Below are 17756 nucleotides of genomic sequence, written 5' to 3'. Positions count from 1 at the left end.
GCGTTGCGCGCTGCTCGCTCGCTTGCCTATCTATGTGATATGTCCGCGCTCGCTGTACTGCTACGCTTTTAACCGCACCCACATTGGGAGATTTGGCAAAGGTCTCAGGCTAAGCGGCAATACGCCTAAGATGATGTCGGTGTCCGGGCCGTGTCTTGCGGGCCGGGCTGCCGCATTTGTGATGGTGCACAGCCGAAATGGGCGCGGAAACGGCGGCTCAAATGGGCAGAAGAGGCAAAGCCGCATTGGAGGGCGATGTCGGTCAGTGGCAGGCGGCTGCCGCTGACCAGCCGCCGGGCTTTTTCCAGCCGCTGCTGCATCACATAGCGCTGCGGGCTGTGGCCGGTGCTGTGTTTGAACAGGCGTGAGAAGTGGTATTCGCTCAAGCAGGCTTCGGCGGCTAAGTCTTGCAGGGTCAGGGGGCGGTGCAGGTTGGTCTCAATCCAGTCGCACAGGCGGCGTAAGCGGCTGGGGTCCAGCCGGCCGCGCACGGCGGGCGGCGCCCAGCCGACATTGCTGTAATGGCGGATCAGGTGTTGGAGCAGCAAGGTGGCGCTGGTGCTGATTTGCAGGTGGTTGGCGGGGTCCTGCCAGTCTTGGTTGAGGAGGAAGAGGCGGAACAAAGCGGCAATGCGCTCATCGTCGGCAAACACCCGTGGGTGCAGGGTGATGCTGTCGGGCGATTTGTCCCATACCTGTTCGGCAACCGTGCGCAGATGGTCGGGGGTGTAATAGAGATGGGTGAAATGCAGGGGATTGCGGATGTCCCAGCTGGATGCCCAGTCGGCCGGCATCAGGCAGAAGCGGCCGGGTGCGCCGCCGTGACGCCAACCTTGCGGGCTTTTATATAAGGTGTCGCGCCCGCCGTTTACATAAAGGCTGAGCACCGGATGGTCGTGCACGATGTCCACTTCCACTTGCCGGTTTGACCAGGCGGCCAGTTGGATGCCGTTGGCCAGCGTGATGCTGTTGTGCAATTCGGCGTGGTGGTGCAGCAGTTTTTCGATGGCTGGGTAGGTCATGATGGCAAACCGCAATTTCAGACAAATCGGCGGCAAAATGGGACAAGCGCGTTTCGGCGGGCGCAAATCATAATGGCTACCTGAAAAATTTGTCAAAAAGGATGGCCGGATGAATGTGCTGCTGTATGTATCGGTGGTGTTGATTTGGGGCACTACTTGGTTGGCGATTGCGGTACAAACCGCTTATACCCCGCCTTTGAATGCGGTGTTTTGGCGTTTTGCGACGGCGGTGGCCGTGTTGTGGCTGCTGTTGGCTGTGTTGCGTCGTTTGAAGGTGCTGGGCCGGCAGGATCAGCTGTGGTGTGCCGTGCAGGGCGCGTGTGTGTTTTGCTTGAATTTTGTGTGCCTGTATTCGGCCGTCAAATACATCAACAGCGGGCTTTTGGCGGTGATTTTTTCTTTGTCGGTATGGTTCAATGCCTTAAACAGCCGCTTGTTTTTTGGTCATGCCCTCACGCGGAGGTTTGCCGTTTCGGCCCTATTGGGCTTGTGCGGCATGGTGGCGCTGTTTTGGCCGGATATGTTGGCCGGAGGCGGTGAGCACGGCCTGTGGCGGGGGATGGCGTTTGCGGTGGCCGGCACTTATCTGTTTTCTTTGGGCAATATGGTTAGCCTGCGCCACCAGCGGCGCGGTTTGAATGTGTTCCATACCAATGCCTGGGCCATGCTGTACGGCACGGTATGGCTGGCGCTGCTGGTGTTTTTGTCTGGGCAGCTGTTGGCACCGCCATCTGACGGGGCGTTTTGGCTGGCGACCTTCCATGTGGCCGTGCCCGGCACGGTGGTGGGCTTTGCCGTTTATTTTCTGTTGGTCGGGCGCATCGGTGCGGCCAAGGCGGCTTACAGTATGCTGCTCACGCCTTTGGTGGCGTTGGCGGTCTCTACGGTGTGGGAAGGTCACCGTTGGCATGCAGCCGGCGTGTTGGGGGTGGCGCTGATTTTGTGCGGCAATTATCTGATGTTTTCGCGGCCGCCAGCACGCCTTTAGGGACTGTTCGCCATCTCCATGGCGGCGGTATTCGGTCAACATTCCGAGTCCGCCGCCTTGATCCCGAAAGGGGCGGCGAAATGCTGGCCAGATTTCCAATTTGGGGCCAGCCTGCTTGGTGTCTGCCGTTTTTGCCTCCTAAAACCGCTGCGCAAGAAGCTGGGGAATCGGGTGTTTAAGGGTTTGTTTCCGCTTGGGGGGCAGCCATTTGCCGCTCGAAGGCTTTCAGCCGTTTGTGGATAGACAAGAGCTCGACAATGGTGGGCCAAGACTGCACCAGAAACTGAAAAGAGTCGAGCACCTGGCCGAAGGCACGCACAATCTGCTGCATCAGGCCGAGCGTGATGACGCCTTTCACCAGTGTCGGGCCCATGGCCAGATAAGGCAGCACGATGGAAAACTGCAGATACGACCAACGGGCGATGTCGAAATACAGATAATGCCAATAGAGGCGGAAATAATTGCGGCGCACGTCTTGAAACAGGCCGCCGAGGGTGGCGGTGTCGGCGCGGTGGGGCTGGTCTTCGCCGAGCACCAACTCTTTGCGGTAGGCGGCTTCTACTTTTTGGTTGTTGAATTCCAGCCCCGGCAGTTTCACCCCGATGCCGGCCAGCACCACGGTGCCGACGATGGCGGCGATGATGGCGATGTACACCAGCGAGTGTTCCACATGGCCGAAATAAGGCAGCTCGTCAATCGGCTTGCTCAATTCCCACAGCAGCGGGACGAATGCAATTAGGGTAAACACGGCTTTCAAAAAGCCTTCGCCCAAGGTTTCTACCAGATTGGCAAAGCGCATGGTGTCTTCCTGCACCCGTTGCGAAGCGCCTTCGATGTGGCGCAGGCGCGGCCAATGGGCGGTGTAGTAGTCGGTCATGGCGGTGCGCCAGCGAAAGGCATAATGCTTGCCGATATAGCTGGTGACCACCGCCACCAAAATCAGGATGCCGGCAATGCGGGCGAAGGCGAAAATGTGGGCGTAAAACTCGTCCAGCGACACCGAACCCGGCTCGGCCAGCATTTTTTGCACCGCATTGTAAAACGTGCCGAACCAATCGTTGATTTGCAGGCTCAGCTCCACCCGATACCAAGTGGCGGCCATGATGAGCAGGGTGCCGAACAGCGACCAGCGCAGCCATTTTTTATTGAGGAAGAAACTGCGGAACATGGATGCTCCTGTGAAAATAAGTAAAGGCGGCCATTATAGTGGCATTCGTTGGCCGCCGTCATCGGGCGCGATGGGCGGACGTGGTCAGACCGCCGGCCATCCGTTATACTGCCGCCTTCCTAAAAATACACATCCCTACCTATTATGAAACCCGATACATCAAATGCTTACGGCAGCATCAGCCGTTTTTTCCACTGGATCATGGCCGCCGGCTTTCTGCTCATGCTGTTTACCGCGGTGGCGTGGACGCTCAACGAAGACTATTTCAGCCTGATCGATCTGCACAAATCGGTGGGTTTTGTGCTGTTGGTGCTGCTGGTGTTGCGCCTGCTGTGGGCGCTGGGCAACCTGAGCCGCCGGCCCGCGGGCAATCTGTTGGTGAAACTTGGCCACGCGGCGCTGTATGTGCTGATGGCCGCCGTGCCGCTCACCGCCATGCTGCGCCAGCACGGCTCGGCGCGCGGCGGGCTGAAGGTGTTCGGTGTGGAAATCATGAACGGCGCCCCCGAAAAAATCGAATGGATGACCCGTTTGGGCAACGAGTGGCATGCGCCCTTGGCTTGGGCGCTGTTTGTGCTGGCGGCCGGCCACATTCTGATGGCGGTGGTACACCAGCTTAAAGGCGAGAAAATCCTCAACCGTATGTTGGGCCGCGATTGATCGCATACCGCCGTGATCAAACGGATTTTGCTGAACTGAAAAAGAGGCTACCTGAAAGTTTTCAGGTAGCCTAACGCCCTTTAGGGGCGGGCTTGAAAGGAACGGAGCGGCAACATCCGGTGCCATTGCCCTTGGGGGATACGGCGTTTGGGCGTTTAGGGCGTGTCGTCGTCGCCAAGCGTGGCGGCGGTGTTTTGGATCAAACTCCGCATCTGCGGCGTGAAACATGCCGGCAAGATGTCCCATCCGGCTCGCTGGCTGGCTTGACTGGCGAAGCGTGTCAAGCCGCTCTCTTCGCGTGAGCCTGGCCGCTGCGGATGTTGCCTCAACAAACCGCTTCGCCAGCAGGATGACGACAGGCCTTAGAAACGGGTGGTCAGATCGGTCAGCCATTCCGGGCTGAGTTGGAGCAGCCAGATTTCCAGCTGTTTGTCGAAGCCGGTCAGCACCAGCAGGCCCACGGCCAGCAGGCTCCAGCCCATGATGGTGCGGCCGCGTTGGCTGAAGTTGCCCAGCTGTTCGCGTTTTTGGCGGAACGCCTGGCGCGACAGCAAGCCGATCACAATCAGCGGCACCACGGCGCCCAGGCTGAACACCATCATCACCACGGCCACGCTGGCCAAAGCTTCCCCTTGGCTGGCCAAGGCAATCGCCGCGCCCAGAGTCGGGCCGATGCACGGTGCCCACACCAAACCCAGCAAGATGCCCACGCCGAATTGGCCGGCGGTGGATTCCGGGTTGAAGCGGCTCAACCAGGCTTCGCCTTTGCCGCTCAAGGCGGCAGTGTGTTTGCCCAAGGCTTCTTGCAGGCGGCTGCTCAACAGCCAAGCCGCCACCAGCAGCATCAGAACGGCGCCCACATAGCGCAGATGCTGGCTGTCCAGGCCCAAGGCCAGGCCGACCGAGGCAATCAGGGTGCCGACCACGGTAAACGACAGCGCCATGCCCAGCGCGAGGGCAAACAGGCCGGCTTTGCGTTTGGCCATGGCCGAGGTGGCCACAATCGGCAGAATCGGCAGCACGCAGGGCGACAAGGTGGTGAGCAGGCCGGCCAGCAGGCTGAGGGCCAAAGCGGTCAAACTGATGTCCATACAGCCTCCTTAGCGCGGCAGGCTCAGGAAGCGGCGCAATGCTTCGGGGCGGGTTTCGCCCACGCCGCGGCGCACTTCCTGACCGCGGTGAAACAGAACCAGCGTGCTTTGGCTGCTGATGCGGAAGCGGGCCAACTCCTGTTTTTGCTTGTCGTAATCGATTTTGAGCACGGTCAGGTCTTTGAATGACGGCTCTTGCAGCAGCGGTCGGATCACCGCATCCTGACGGCGGCACACCGGACACCAATCGGCGTGGGCGTCCACCAGCACGGGCTGGCCGGCTTTTTGCAGCTCGTCAAATTTGGCGTGGCTGTAGGGCAGAATGCCGCCGGCCAACACTTGGGCGGAAAAGAGGGCGGCGGCTAAAGTGAAAACAGTCTTTTTCATGATGTATCCTTTCGGTGGTATGGCAATCAAACTCACCGTGTCAGACGGCGGCCCGGCCGGTTTCTGACAAAATCATGAAAATTAAATTTACAAGATATTGAATTTAATTGGTTAAATATTTCAATCTTGCTTGCTGCGGTGTTGTGCAATGCAGCATCAGGCTACCTGAAAGCCATCTGCTTTCAGCTAGCTTAATTAGTTTTATTCATATGGATATGCAAAATAAGCGTTTGCCGCTGGCAGAAAAAGCCTGCAGAATGCAGGCTTGATGAATCACCGTTTCGGCATGCCGTCAAGGCATGCCGTTCAGATGAATAAACCGAAACCAAGGAAAACCCATGAATACCTTCCACCTGTCCGGCTATCCGCGCATCGGCGCCAAGCGCGAGCTGAAATTTGCCGTTGAAGCCTTTTGGAAAGGCGCGAAAAGCGAAGCCGAGCTGCAAGAAACAGCCGCCGAAATCCGTCGCCTGAACTGGGCCGCACAAAAAGCCGCCGGCGCCGATCTGCTGCCCGTAGGCGATTTTTCTTTTTACGACCATGTGTTGGACCTGCTCTGCACCTTGGGCGCGATTCCCAAGCGCTTCGGCTTCGACGCAGCCAATCTGAGCCTGCCCGAATACTTCCAACTCGCGCGCGGCAACGCCACCCAGTTTGCGATGGAAATGACCAAATGGTTCGATACCAACTACCACTACATCGTACCCGAATGGCACGCCGACACCGAGTTTAAAGTCAATGCCAAAAACCTGATTGCCCAAATCAAAGAAGCCAAAGCGCAAGGCCACGACATCAAGCCCACGCTGGTCGGCCCCGTTACCCTGTTGTGGTTGGGCAAAGCCAAAGACGATAACTTCAAGCGCATCAGCCTGCTGCCCAAGCTGCTGCCTGCCTACGCGCAACTGCTGCGCGAACTGGCCGCCGAGGGCGTGGATTGGATTCAAATCGACGAGCCGATTCTCTCTGCCGACGCCGATGCCAACTGGATCAAAGCCGTTGAAACCGCTTATCAGGAATTTGCCCACACCGGCGTGCGCATCATCATCGGCACCTACTTCGCCTCTGCCGCCGAACACCTCAACCTGCTCAAAGCCCTGCCCGTGCACGGCGTACACATCGACTGCGTGCGCGCACCCGAACAACTGGCCGTGTTTGCCGATGCCTGGCCGCAAAACAAAGTTTTGTCTGTCGGCCTGATCGACGGCCGTAACGTCTGGCGTGCCAACTTGAGCAAAGTGATCGACACCCTGAAACCCGTTCAAGACAAACTAGGCAACAACCTGTGGATCGCTCCGAGCTGCTCGCTGCTGCACAGCCCGCAAGACTTAGCCGTAGAAGAAAAACTCGATGCCGAAATCAAAAACTGGATGGCGTTCGCTGCCCAAAAACTGGTGGAACTGGGCGTGGTGAAACAGGCTTTGGCACACGGCAAAGACAGCGTAAAAGAAGCCATTGCCGCTTCCGATGCCGCCGCCGCCGACCGTGCCACCAACAAAAAAATCCACAACGATGCCGTTAAAGCCCGCGTGGCCAATCTGCCCGAAGGTGCCGACCAACGCAAATCACCGTTTGCCGAGCGCATCAAGGCGCAACAGGCTTGGATGAACCTGCCCGTCTTGCCCACCACCACCATCGGCTCGTTCCCGCAAACCACCGAAATCCGCCAAGCGCGCGCCGCCTTCAAAAAAGGCGAACTCTCTGCCGCCGATTACGATGCCGCGATGAAAAAAGAAATCGCCTACTGCGTGGAAGTGCAGGAAAAACTGGAACTCGACGTGCCCGTACACGGCGAAGCCGAGCGCAACGACATGGTGGAATACTTCGGCGAACAACTGGCCGGCTACTGCTTCACCCAATTCGGCTGGGTACAAAGCTACGGCTCGCGCTGCGTGAAACCGCCCATCATCTTCGGCGACGTATCGCGCCCCGAACCGATGACCGTTTACTGGTCTGCCTACGCGCAAACCCTGACCAAGCGTCCGATGAAAGGCATGCTCACCGGCCCGGTAACCATGTACAAATGGTCGTTCGTGCGCGACGACATCCCCTTGAGCGAAGTGGCCAAACAAATCGCCTTGGCCTTGAACGACGAAGTGTTGGACTTGGAAAAGGCCGGCATCAAAGTGATTCAAATCGACGAACCGGCCATCCGCGAAGCCATGCCGCTGAAAAAAGCCCAATGGGACGAATTCTTGGCCTGGGCCTGCGAAGCCTTCCGTTTGAGCAGCACGGGGGCGGAAGACAGCACCCAAATCCACACCCATATGTGCTACTCGGAGTTTAACGACATCCTGCCCGCCATCGCCTCTATGGATGCTGACGTGATCACCATCGAAACCTCGCGTTCCGACATGGAATTGCTCACCGCTTTCGGCGACTTCAAATACCCGAACGACATCGGCCCGGGCGTGTACGACATCCACAGCCCGCGCGTGCCGACTGCCGCCGAAGTGGAAAAACTGCTGCGTAAAGCCATGGAAGTGGTGCCGGTGGAGCGCTTGTGGGTCAACCCCGACTGCGGCCTGAAAACCCGCGGCTGGAAAGAAACCGTCGAGCAGCTGGAAGTGATGATGGACGTCACCAAAAAACTGCGTGGCGAATTGGCCCAGTAAAGCAGCCTAAGCAAACAACAATACCTGTCTGATGTTTCAGACAGGTATTTTTTGCGGTACAGGCTACCTGAAAGATTTCAGGTAGCCTGTACCGCCTTTATTGGCGCTTAAATATTGGTTTCCAGATACACCATTTGGGTTTGCAGATATTCTTCCAAACCGTGCTTGCCGTCGGCGCCGCCGATGCCGGATTTTTTCCAGCCGGCGTGGAAGCCTTGCATGGCCTCGAAGTTTTCGCGGTTGACATAGGTTTCGCCAAACTGCAAACGGCGCACCACATAGAAGGCTTCGTTCAAATCGGTGGTGTACACCGAGCTGGTGAGGCCGTATTCGCAGTCGTTGGCCAGCGCCACCGCTTCGTCCAGCGTGTCGAACACCGCAATCGGCAGCACCGGGCCGAAGGTTTCTTCTTTCATGATGTCCATCCCATTGTGCACATTGGTGAGCACGGTGGGCTCGAAGAAATAGCCTTTGCCTTCGGCACGTTTGCCGCCGCAGAGCACGGTGGCGCCCTGCTCTACCGCACGGGCCACTTTGGCCGCCACCGCTTCGGCGGCGCGCGCTTCAATCAGCGGGCCCATTTCCAAAGCGCCTTCGGCGGCTTCGGCCGGATTGCCGTAGCGCACGCCTTTCATCGCCGCCACCATCTTATCGATGAACTCGCGCTCGATGCTGCGGTGCACATACACGCGCTCGGCGCAGTTGCAGATTTGGCCGGTGTTGCCCACGCGCGAAGCCAAGATGGACTGCACCGCCAAGTCGATGTCGGCGTCTTTCAGTACCAGCGCGGGCGCCTTGCCGCCCAGTTCCAGCGACACTTTGGTGATATTCGGGGCGGCCACGGCCATCACTTCGGCGCCGGCGCGCACCGAGCCGGTGAGGCTCACCATGTCCACCTGTTTGTGGCCGGCCAGCAGACTGCCGGTGTCGTCGCCGCCGTTGACCACGTTGAACACGCCGGCGGGCAGGCCGCTGTCATGCACGATTTCGCTGAAGATGTGGCAGTTGATGGGGGTAACGCTGCTGGGCTTGATGACGATGGTGTTGCCGGTAACCAGCGCTGGGCCGGCTTTGCGGGCGATGAGGAAGAAGGGGAAGTTCCACGGCAAAATGCCGGCAATCACGCCCAGCGGGCGTTTGAACAGAAAGATGTTTTCGCGCGGGCGGTCGCTTTGCAGCACTTCGCCTTCGTAGCGGCGCGCCCATTCGGCCTGGTAGTCGAGGTAGTCGGCAGTGAACATCACTTCGATGCGCGCCAGGTCTTTGGTTTTGCCGCCTTCGGCCACAATGGTGTCGGTCAGTTCATCGGCGCGGGCGCGGATGCCGGCGGCGATTTTGCGCAAATAGGCACCGCGCTCCACCGCCGGCAGGCGCTCCCACGCCGGTTGGGCGGCCCGCGCGGCGGCCACGGCACGGTCCACTTCGGCCTGTCCGCCTTGCGGCTCGCGGGCAATCGCCGCTTCGGTGGCGGGGTTGAGCACGTCTTGGTAAGCGCCGTTAAAAGCGGTGTCGAAAGCACCGTTGATGTACATCGCCAGTTGTTTCATCTCGTTCTCCTGAATGGTTGGGAAGGCGGCCAGCCGGAGCCGGCCTGTTCGGCAGGATTAGGCTGTTTATTCCAAATTTGCCGATGCGGGCAGTTTAGCCCCTTCCCAGCCGCTTTACAATCGGCCTTTGGGAGCAGACAGGCTGAGACCTTTGCAAAAGCCCCAGATGTGGATGCAGTTCAAGGCGTAGCAGCGCAGCGAGTGTGAACGCCAGGAATCCCCGTGGGACAGACATATCATATAGATAGGCAAGCGAACGAGCAGTACCCATAGGGCATAAACGCACAACGCAGAAATGCGCCGCAGATGGGGGTTTTGCAAAGGTCTCAGGCTACCTGAAACCGTTTTCAGGTAGCCTGTTTATGCCGGTCGAAAAACAGGCTGATACTGTAGCCGACCAAAATAAGCACGCCGCCCAATACGGCCGGTGCCGACCAAACGTAATCTTCCAAAACACTGGAAACCAGCATGGCCACCAAAGGAAACAAAATGGTGGCCAATGCCGCCTTATCCGGCCCCGAGTTTTTCACCAGCGTCAGATACAGCCAAAAAGCGAGTGCGGTACAGAATAAAGACAGATAAAGAAGCGAAGACAAATAGGGAATGGTCAGCGGAATGCGGAACGAGTCGCCCTGCCAAACAATCAGCACGGCACACAAAACCGCGCCGTAACTCAGGCCGAGGGCGGTTGAGGCCAAAACGGGCAGATTGTGTTTGCTGAAACGGGCGGAAAGCATATTGCCGGCCGACACCATATAGGTGCCGAGCAGGGCATAGAAAATGCCCGCGCCCAAGGCCGATACATCATGGGCGGCCTTTAATTCGCCGGAAAACAGCAAGGCCACGCCGATGATGCCCACCATGCCGCCCAGAACAACCGCTTTGCTGATGGGTTCGCGGAAAAACAGCCGTTTATTGAGGCTGTTCACCAACACCAAAGTGGAAAAGACAACGGAAACCAAACCGCTTTTGATGTGGCCGGTGGCCAGATAAAAGCAATAATAATTGCTTGAAAACAATAATAATCCCATGAGTGCGAGATAAGCATGGTCTTTTATGCTCAGGCGGGGAATTTTGCAGCTTGCCGCGCACCAAGCCAAGAGAACTAGGGCGGCCAGCAGAATGCGGTAGAAAATCGACACCGCAATCGGCGTGTCGCCCAATTGGAATTTGATGGCATACCACACCGTGCCCCAAAGAAAAATGGTGGCGAGCAGCAACAGATTATTTTTGTTCAAGATGGTCTCCGTTTTCCATTGACCGGCATCGGCCTAAGAAATTTGGTTTGCATCAGAAATAAACAGGCGGCGCGGATGGCAAACCAACGCCGCCTTATTGAAACCGCCCGCGTTTGATTTGCGCTTCCTGCCGCAGCTTGGCGGCCAGGCTGTGGTTGCGCAGGGCGTGGGTGAGGGCCACGGCCAGGCCGTCAGCGGCGTCGGCCTGCGGGGTGCCGGAGAGTTTCAGCATCTGCACCACCATGTGCTGCACCTGCTCTTTGGCGGCTTTGCCTTGGCCGACCACAGCTTGTTTGACTTGCAGGGCGGTGTATTCGTACACCGGCAGGCCGCGCAGCACCAGGGCGGCCACGGCGGCGCCGCGGGCTTGGCCGAGCATCAGGGTGGCGGCGGGGTTGGCGTTCACAAACACTTGCTCCACCGCCGCTTGGGTGGGGCGGTAGGTGTCGATGATTTCGCCGATGTGCTGCACGATGATGCCGATGCGGCCGGCCAACTCGTCGCCGGGAATGGTTTTGATGCAGCCGGAAGCCACGTAGTGTTGGTTTTGGCCGATGACGTCGATCACGCCGAAGCCGGTGATGCGGCTGCCGGGGTCGATGCCGAGAATGCGGACGGGGGTGGGGGACATCGCGGGGTTCGGAATAGGGTAAGGAAATGTTGGGGGCGGGGCAGGCTACCTGAAAGGCTTTCAGGTAGCCTGAAGGGATGTTTGGCGGTGCTAAAGATCAGTTGCCGCCGCCCTTGTTTTCCGGCTGCTCCGCGCCGGGCACGGCTTCGGGCAGCAGGATGACGGTGGTGTGTTTTTGCGTCAACAGCCAGCGGGCGGCTTCCTGTACTTCGGCGGCGGTAACGGTTTTTTCGCGGCGGCGGATTTCCGCTTCGTCGGTGTAGGAGAAGCCGGCCGATTCGAGGTAGCCGATGATTTCGGCTTGGCTTTCCATGTCGTCTTTGGCGAATTGTTCCGAGGCGTCGAGCTGGTTGCGGATGCGGGCCAGTTCGGCTTCGCCCACGCCTTGCTCGGCGATTTTTTTCAGTTCGTCCAAGAAGGCTTGGGTCAGGTTTTCGGGTTGGAAACCGGGGGCGGGATAGCCGGTAAAGACGAATAGGTCGGGGCTGCGCGAGAGCAGCTCGTAGCTGAGGCCGACGCTGACGGCCACTTTGCGCCCGCGCACCAGATGTTTGTCCAAGCGGCTGGCGGAGTGGCCGTCGAGCACGGCGGAGAGCATGCTCAAGGCGTAGGGCAGGCGGTCGTCGAGCCGGCGCAGGGAGGGGGCGTGGAAGGCGAGGGAAACCAGCGGCAGGTCGCCGGGGGCGGAGGTGGTGGCGCGGCGGTGTTCGGCGGGCGCGGTTTCGGCCAAATCCTTGCGTGCCGGCAGGGCGCGGGCGGGCAGCGGGGCGAACAGTTTTTCCGCCGTGTCTAAGAGTTCATTCGCTTTCACGTCGCCCACCACCACCAGCGTGGCGTTGGCGGGGGCATACCAGCGGCGGTACCACTGGCGCAGGTCATCGGCTTTCAGGGTGTGCAGGTCGTCCATATAGCCGATCACCGGCGCGCGGTTGGCGGGGTGGGCGAAGGCGGTGAGGTAGAGGGTTTCCCACATTTTGCCCGTCGGGCTGTTGTCGCTGCGCATGCGCCGCTCTTCGCGGATCACTTTCATTTCGTTGTCGAAATCGGCGTCGCTGAAATTGAGGTTGGCCATGCGGTCGGCTTCCAGCGCCAGCACCTGCGGCAGATTGGCCACGGCGAGGGTTTCGTGGTAAACGGTTTCGTTGCGTGAGGTGAAGGCGTTGTCGTTGCCGCCCCAGGCCGATACGCGGCGGCTGAATTCGCCGGCGGGCACGCTGTGGGTGCCTTTGAACATCATGTGTTCCAAGGCGTGGCTGAGGCCGGTTTTGCCGGGATTTTCATCTACGCTGCCCACGCGGAACCACAGCTGCGACACGGCCACCGGCGCGCGGTGGTCTTCGCGGACGATCACTTTCATGCCGTTGGGCAGGGTGCGGGAAACGGTTTCTGCCGCGGCGGGCAGGGCGCACAGCAGGGCGGCGCACAGCAGGAAGGGCTTGAACATGGGTTTTCCTGAATTGGTTGCGGGCGTGTATGATACCTGAAGTTTTCAGGTAGCCCGGGCTGCTTGAGGCAAATCAACAACAATAAACCACTTACTAGAAACCATGTGAAGGAAATCATCATGAACGCACCCCTCTGCCCGCAATGCAGCTCGGAATATGTTTACCACGACGGCAGCCAATGGGTTTGCCCCGAATGCGCCCACGAATGGCAGGACGGCGAACCAGCCGAAACCGCCGAGGCCGAAGCGGCGGTGTGCGACGCCAACGGCGCAGTGCTGCAAAACGGCGATACGGTGGTACTGATTAAAGATTTGAAAGTAAAAGGCAGCTCTTTGGTGATCAAGCAGGGCACCAAGGTGAAAAACATCCGCCTGCAGGACGGCGACCACGACATTGCCTGCAAAATCGACGGCACGCCGATGAATCTGAAATCGGAGTTTGTGAAAAAGGCTTAGGGCGGTTTTCAGCCATCAATCATAGAGGCTACCTGAACGGCAAAACGGCTTTCAGGTAGCCTTTTGTTGCTTGGCATACAAACACTTGGAGACCTTTGCAAAACCCCCATCTGCGGCGCATTTCTGCGTTGTGCGCTGCTCGCTCGCTTGCCTATCTATATGATATGTCTTCGCTTGCTGTGCTGCTACGCCTTGAACTGCATCCACATCTGAGGGTTTTGCAAAGGCCTCACTTGGTTAATTTCGAGCTTTTGCTTGCGTCAAGAAGCTATATCGCCCACACTGGAGCGGACTGCCGATGGCAATGCAAGGAGGAGCCGTGGATAAGGAAAGCGAACGCCTGGCTTGGATCAGACTGGCTTTGATGCCGTATATCGGCGCCGAAGCCTTTGCCCGCCTGTTGGCGCATTACGGTTCGGCTGCCGCGGTGTGGGCGGCCGAAGATGAGGTGGCCGCCGTGCTGCCCACCCAGGCGGCCCGCACGGCGTGGCGGACGCGCCGGCATGAAGCGGAAGCGGCGGCCGATGCGGCCTGTCGGTGGGCGGCGCAGGAGAATTGCGCTTTGTTGTTGTCCTGCGATGCCGGTTTCCCCGTCATGCTGGGCGAAGGGCTGACCCCGCCGCCGCTGTTGTTTGTGCGCGGCGACAGCCGTTTGTTGTCCGCCGCCGGCGTGGCGGTGGTCGGCAGCCGCCATGCCACGCCGCAGGCCATGCGGGTGGCGGCCGACTTTGGTGCCGCTTTGGCCGAGCGGGGCTTGGTCACGGTATCGGGCATGGCCGCCGGCATCGATACCGCCGCCCACGAAGGCGCTTTGCGGCAGGGCGGCGGCACGGTGGCGGTGTGGGGCACGGGCATCGACCGCGTGTATCCCACCGCCAACAAGGCGCTGGCGCACCGCATTGCCGAACACGGCTGCATCATTTCCGAGTTTCCGCTGGGCACCCGGCCGCTGGCGGCCAATTTCCCGCGCCGCAACCGTTTGATTGCCGCGCTGGCCCATGCGGTGTTGGTGGTGGAGGCCGCGGTGGAGTCGGGTTCTTTAATTACCGCGCGACTGGCGGCGGAAATGGGGCGGGAAGTATTTGCCGTGCCCGGCTCCATTGATAATCCGCACAGCAAAGGCTGCCATGCGCTCATCAAGCAGGGCGCCAAGCTCACCGAAAGCCTGGCCGATATTTTGGAAGAATGTCCGCTGTTGGCCGAGCCGACAGGCTTGCCGGTGCAGGCCGGCGGGCAGATGGCCCTTGCGCCGCCGCTGCCGGAAAGTGCCGGGACGGAGGGTTCGCCGGCGTCGGCTGAAGGCGGCAGTGCTTTGTTGGCGGCCATGGGCTATGCGCCGGTGCATCCCGACACTTTGGCGCAAACACTTGGCATTCCCGCCGCAGATGTGTATGCTGAAATAACCTTGCTGGAAATCGAAGGCCGCGTGGCGCCTTTGCCCGGCGGCCGCTACCAGCGGGTGTGAAGCCGTGATTAGGAAAGACAGATGATTGATGTAATAGCTTTTTTATTGGAAAATTTCCGCGATTTCGATGCCTGCCCGCCGAATGAAGATTTGTGCGGCTTGCTGGAGCAGGAGGGTTTCCATAACGACGACATCAACGATATGCTGTTGTTTTTGGACATTCTGCAAGAGCGAAGCCGCATGGAGCAGAAGCATTTTTCCCATGCCCACGCCATACGTGTCTATCTGCCGGAAGAGCGCGATGCCGTGCCGTGCGAAGCATTGGGGCTGTTGCATTTTCTGGAGCAAAACGGCGCTTTGCTGCCGGAGCAGCGCGAATTCGTGCTGATGGCTCTCTTGCATCTTTCCCACGAACACGAATTGACTTTGCAGCACGCCAAAGTGCTGGCGCTGCTGGTGTTGTGGGCCGATAAATCCGAATTGCCGATTTTGATCGGCGATGATTTGATGGCGGCCGTATTGCAAGATAAAGTGTTGATTAACTGAAACACACCGGTTCTGCCCGGCAAAGGCTACCTGAAAAGCAACAGTGGTTTCAGGTAGCCTTTGCTTGCCGCCGCCGATGCGGAGCGGCTTGCCGGACTGCCGAATAACGAATAAACAAACCGACCTTACGAGATTCCCATGGCAAAAAACCTGTTGATTGTCGAGTCTGTGACCAAAGCCAAGTCGATGCAGAAATACCTGGGCAGCGACTTCCAGGTGCTGGCCTCCTACGGCCACGTGCGCGACCTGATTCCGAAAAACGGCGCGGTGGATCCCGAGCACGATTTCGCCATGAAATACGAGTTGATCTCGAAAAACGCCAAGCACGTCGATGCCATCGTGGCCGCCGCCAAGGAAGCCGAAAACATTTATCTGGCCACCGACCCGGACCGCGAAGGCGAAGCGATTTCCTGGCACCTCACCGAAATCCTGAAAAGCAAACGCGGCCTGAAAAACATCCGCCCGCAGCGCGTGGTGTTCCACGAGGTGACGCAAAAAGCGGTGCAGGAAGCCATCCAGCACCCGCGCGAATTGGACATCCATTTGGTGGATGCCCAACAGGCGCGCCGGGCTTTGGATTATTTGGTCGGCTTCAATCTGTCACCACTGCTGTGGAAAAAAATCCGCCGCGGTTTGAGCGCCGGCCGGGTGCAAAGCCCCGCCCTGCGCCTGATTTGCGAACGCGAAAACGAGATTCGCGCCTTTGAGAGCCGCGAATATTGGAGTGTGCATTTGGACAGCCACAAAGGCCGGCAGAAGTTTGCCGCCAAGCTGATCCAATGGCGCGGCGAGAAGCTAGAGCAGTTCGCCCTGGCCGACGAGGCCGCGCAACAGGCGGTGCTGGATGCTTTGGCCGGCCATAGCGCCCAAGTGGCCGAAGTGGTGAAAAAGAAGGCCACCCGCAAGCCGGCCGCGCCTTATACCACTTCCACCATGCAGCAGGATGCGGTGCGCAAGCTGGGCATGACCACTGACCGCACCATGCGCACGGCGCAGCAGCTGTTTGAAGGCGTGGACGTGGGCCAGGGCGCGGTGGGCCTGATTACCTATATGCGTACCGACAGCGTCACCCTGTCGGCCGACGCGCTCACCGAAATCCGCCACTACATCGAAAACAAAATCGGCGGCGATTATTTGCCCAAATCGGCCCGCGCCTACAAAACCAAGTCGAAAAATGCCCAAGAGGCGCACGAGGCCATCCGCCCGACTTCGGTGTACCGCACGCCCGAAAGCGTGAAACCGTTTTTGAGCGCAGACCAATTCAAGCTCTACCAAATGATTTGGCAGCGCACGGTGGCCTGCCAGATGGTGGAAGCCAAGTTCGATGCCACTTCGGCCGATATTCAGTTGGGCGACGGCATTTTCCGCGCCAGTGGCCAAGTGTTGGTGTTCGACGGCTTCCTCAGCGTGTATCAGGAGGGGCAGGACGAAGACGAAGAAAGCGAAGACGGCAAAAAACTGCCCGATCTGGTCGCGGGCGAAACGCTGCCGGTGGACAAACTCTATGGCGAACAACACTTTACCCAGCCGCCGCCGCGCTTTAACGAAGCCACCTTGGTGAAGGCTTTAGAAGAGTTCGGCATCGGCCGGCCCTCCACCTACGCCAGCATCATCAAAACGCTGAAAGACCGCGAGTATGTGACCGTGGACCAGCGCCGCTTCCTGCCCACCGATACCGGCGACATCGTCAACAAATTCCTCACCGAGCATTTCGAGCAGTATGTGGATTACGACTTTACCGCCAAGCTCGAAGACCAGCTGGACGACATCGCCAGCGGCAAGCGGGCGTGGGTGCCGGTGATGGACAAGTTTTGGAAAGGCTTCCACAAGCAGATTGCCGAAAAAGAAGGCATCGAGCGCGCTAAGATCACCACTCAGGAGCTGGACGAAACCTGTCCCAAATGCGGCCAACACAAGCTGCAGATCAAATTCGGCAAGCGCGGCCGTTTCATTGCCTGCTCGGGCTACCCCGATTGCGACTACACCCGCAACGTGAACGAAACGGCGGAAGAGGCAGCCAAAGAAGCCGAGGAGCCGAGCGTGGTGGAAGGGCGCGATTGTCCGAAATGCGGCGGCCAGCTGGTGTATAAAAAAGGCCGTTACGGCAAGTTTATCGGTTGTGCCAATTATCCGAAGTGCAAACACATCGAGCCGTTAGAGAAGCCGAAGGAAACCGGCGTGCCCTGCCCGAAATGCGGCAAGGGCCACCTGATCGAACGCAAATCGCGTTACGGCAAGCTGTTTTACAGCTGCAATACCTATCCCGATTGCGACTACGCCACTTGGAATCCGCCCGTTGCGGAAACCTGTCCCAACTGCCAGTGGCCGGTGCTCACCATCAAAACCACCAAGCGCTGGGGCGTGGAGAAAGTGTGCCCGCAGAAAGAGTGCGGCTGGAAAGAACAGATCGAGCCGCCTGCGCCTAAGGAATAAGCTAAGGGATAAGCGTTTCCTCTGCGTGAAACAGGCTACCTGAAAAAGGCGTACGGCTTTCAGGTAGCCTTCGGTTTTATTTTTCAGTATGCCGTTGCAGTCTTTGGCTTGGATTGCGCGGCTAAGGA

The 17756-nt window shown here is 58.9% G+C and carries 15 protein-coding genes and 2 pseudogenes; 8 read left to right on the top strand and 9 right to left on the bottom strand.

Features of this window, described 5'->3' with window-relative positions:
- Positions 1–125 precede the first annotated feature (125 nt).
- Complete coding sequence (locus H3L94_RS11275; RefSeq protein ID WP_182122061.1) at positions 126–1022, bottom strand: helix-turn-helix domain-containing protein; 897 nt, start codon at positions 1020–1022, stop codon at positions 126–128.
- Positions 1023–1131: 109 nt separating this feature from the next.
- On the opposite strand from H3L94_RS11275, the gene H3L94_RS11270 reads away from it, so the two are divergent.
- Positions 1132–2010, top strand: coding sequence for a DMT family transporter (locus H3L94_RS11270; RefSeq protein ID WP_182122060.1), 879 nt, complete (start codon positions 1132–1134; stop codon positions 2008–2010).
- 175 nt (positions 2011–2185) lie between these two features.
- Here H3L94_RS11270 and H3L94_RS11265 read toward each other — a convergent pair whose 3' ends face one another.
- A complete protein-coding gene (locus tag H3L94_RS11265) occupies positions 2186–3178 on the bottom strand; it encodes a putative transporter (protein ID WP_009120045.1) in 993 nt (330 codons plus the stop codon).
- A gap of 144 nt (positions 3179–3322) precedes the next feature.
- Here H3L94_RS11265 and H3L94_RS11260 point away from each other — a divergent pair, with 144 nt between their 5' ends.
- Complete coding sequence (locus H3L94_RS11260; RefSeq protein WP_182122059.1) at positions 3323–3838, top strand: cytochrome b; 516 nt, start codon at positions 3323–3325, stop codon at positions 3836–3838.
- Between the two features lie 362 nt (positions 3839–4200).
- Here H3L94_RS11260 and H3L94_RS11255 read toward each other — a convergent pair whose 3' ends face one another.
- A complete protein-coding gene (locus H3L94_RS11255; protein ID WP_009119227.1) occupies positions 4201–4929 on the bottom strand; it encodes a cytochrome c biogenesis CcdA family protein in 729 nt (242 codons plus the stop codon).
- 9 nt (positions 4930–4938) lie between these two features.
- Positions 4939–5316: a thioredoxin family protein gene (locus H3L94_RS11250; RefSeq protein WP_182122058.1), complete on the bottom strand. Its 378-nt coding sequence runs from the start codon at positions 5314–5316 to the stop codon at positions 4939–4941.
- A 338-nt stretch (positions 5317–5654) separates the two neighbouring features.
- On the opposite strand from H3L94_RS11250, the gene metE reads away from it, so the two are divergent.
- Entirely contained in the window at positions 5655–7928 is a 2274-nt protein-coding gene (metE, locus tag H3L94_RS11245; protein WP_182122057.1) for a 5-methyltetrahydropteroyltriglutamate--homocysteine S-methyltransferase, read from the top strand.
- A 107-nt stretch (positions 7929–8035) separates the two neighbouring features.
- Here metE and aldA read toward each other — a convergent pair whose 3' ends face one another.
- From aldA to H3L94_RS11225, 5 genes and pseudogenes are all read right to left on the bottom strand, one after another.
- Complete coding sequence (aldA, locus tag H3L94_RS11240; protein WP_182122056.1) at positions 8036–9475, bottom strand: aldehyde dehydrogenase; 1440 nt, start codon at positions 9473–9475, stop codon at positions 8036–8038.
- Positions 9476–9569: 94 nt separating this feature from the next.
- Positions 9570–9796: pseudogene (locus H3L94_RS12730) on the bottom strand (ATP-dependent exonuclease).
- Between the two features lie 26 nt (positions 9797–9822).
- A complete protein-coding gene (locus H3L94_RS11235) occupies positions 9823–10713 on the bottom strand; it encodes a DMT family transporter (protein WP_182122055.1) in 891 nt (296 codons plus the stop codon).
- A 94-nt stretch (positions 10714–10807) separates the two neighbouring features.
- Positions 10808–11344, bottom strand: coding sequence for a crossover junction endodeoxyribonuclease RuvC (gene ruvC / locus H3L94_RS11230; protein WP_009119219.1), 537 nt, complete (start codon positions 11342–11344; stop codon positions 10808–10810).
- A gap of 97 nt (positions 11345–11441) precedes the next feature.
- Entirely contained in the window at positions 11442–12788 is a 1347-nt protein-coding gene (locus H3L94_RS11225; RefSeq protein WP_182122054.1) for a M16 family metallopeptidase, read from the bottom strand.
- Between the two features lie 120 nt (positions 12789–12908).
- On the opposite strand from H3L94_RS11225, the gene H3L94_RS11220 reads away from it, so the two are divergent.
- From H3L94_RS11220 to topA, 5 genes and pseudogenes are all read left to right on the top strand, one after another.
- Positions 12909–13244, top strand: coding sequence for a zinc ribbon domain-containing protein YjdM (locus H3L94_RS11220; protein ID WP_280525470.1), 336 nt, complete (start codon positions 12909–12911; stop codon positions 13242–13244).
- A gap of 95 nt (positions 13245–13339) precedes the next feature.
- Positions 13340–13471 (top strand): annotated as a pseudogene (locus H3L94_RS12910) (lipoprotein signal peptidase); the annotation flags it as partial.
- Between the two features lie 71 nt (positions 13472–13542).
- Entirely contained in the window at positions 13543–14709 is a 1167-nt protein-coding gene (gene dprA / locus H3L94_RS11215; protein ID WP_182122053.1) for a DNA-processing protein DprA, read from the top strand.
- Between the two features lie 21 nt (positions 14710–14730).
- Positions 14731–15195, top strand: coding sequence for a Smg family protein (locus H3L94_RS11210; RefSeq protein WP_009119215.1), 465 nt, complete (start codon positions 14731–14733; stop codon positions 15193–15195).
- Positions 15196–15333: 138 nt separating this feature from the next.
- A complete protein-coding gene (gene topA, locus H3L94_RS11205) occupies positions 15334–17628 on the top strand; it encodes a type I DNA topoisomerase (protein WP_182122052.1) in 2295 nt (764 codons plus the stop codon).
- Positions 17629–17756 lie beyond the last annotated feature (128 nt).

The sequence above is a fragment of the Neisseria shayeganii genome (assembly GCF_014054965.1).
GTDB lineage: Bacteria > Pseudomonadota > Gammaproteobacteria > Burkholderiales > Neisseriaceae > Eikenella > Eikenella shayeganii.
This window is presented reverse-complemented; position numbering and strand designations above follow the sequence as displayed.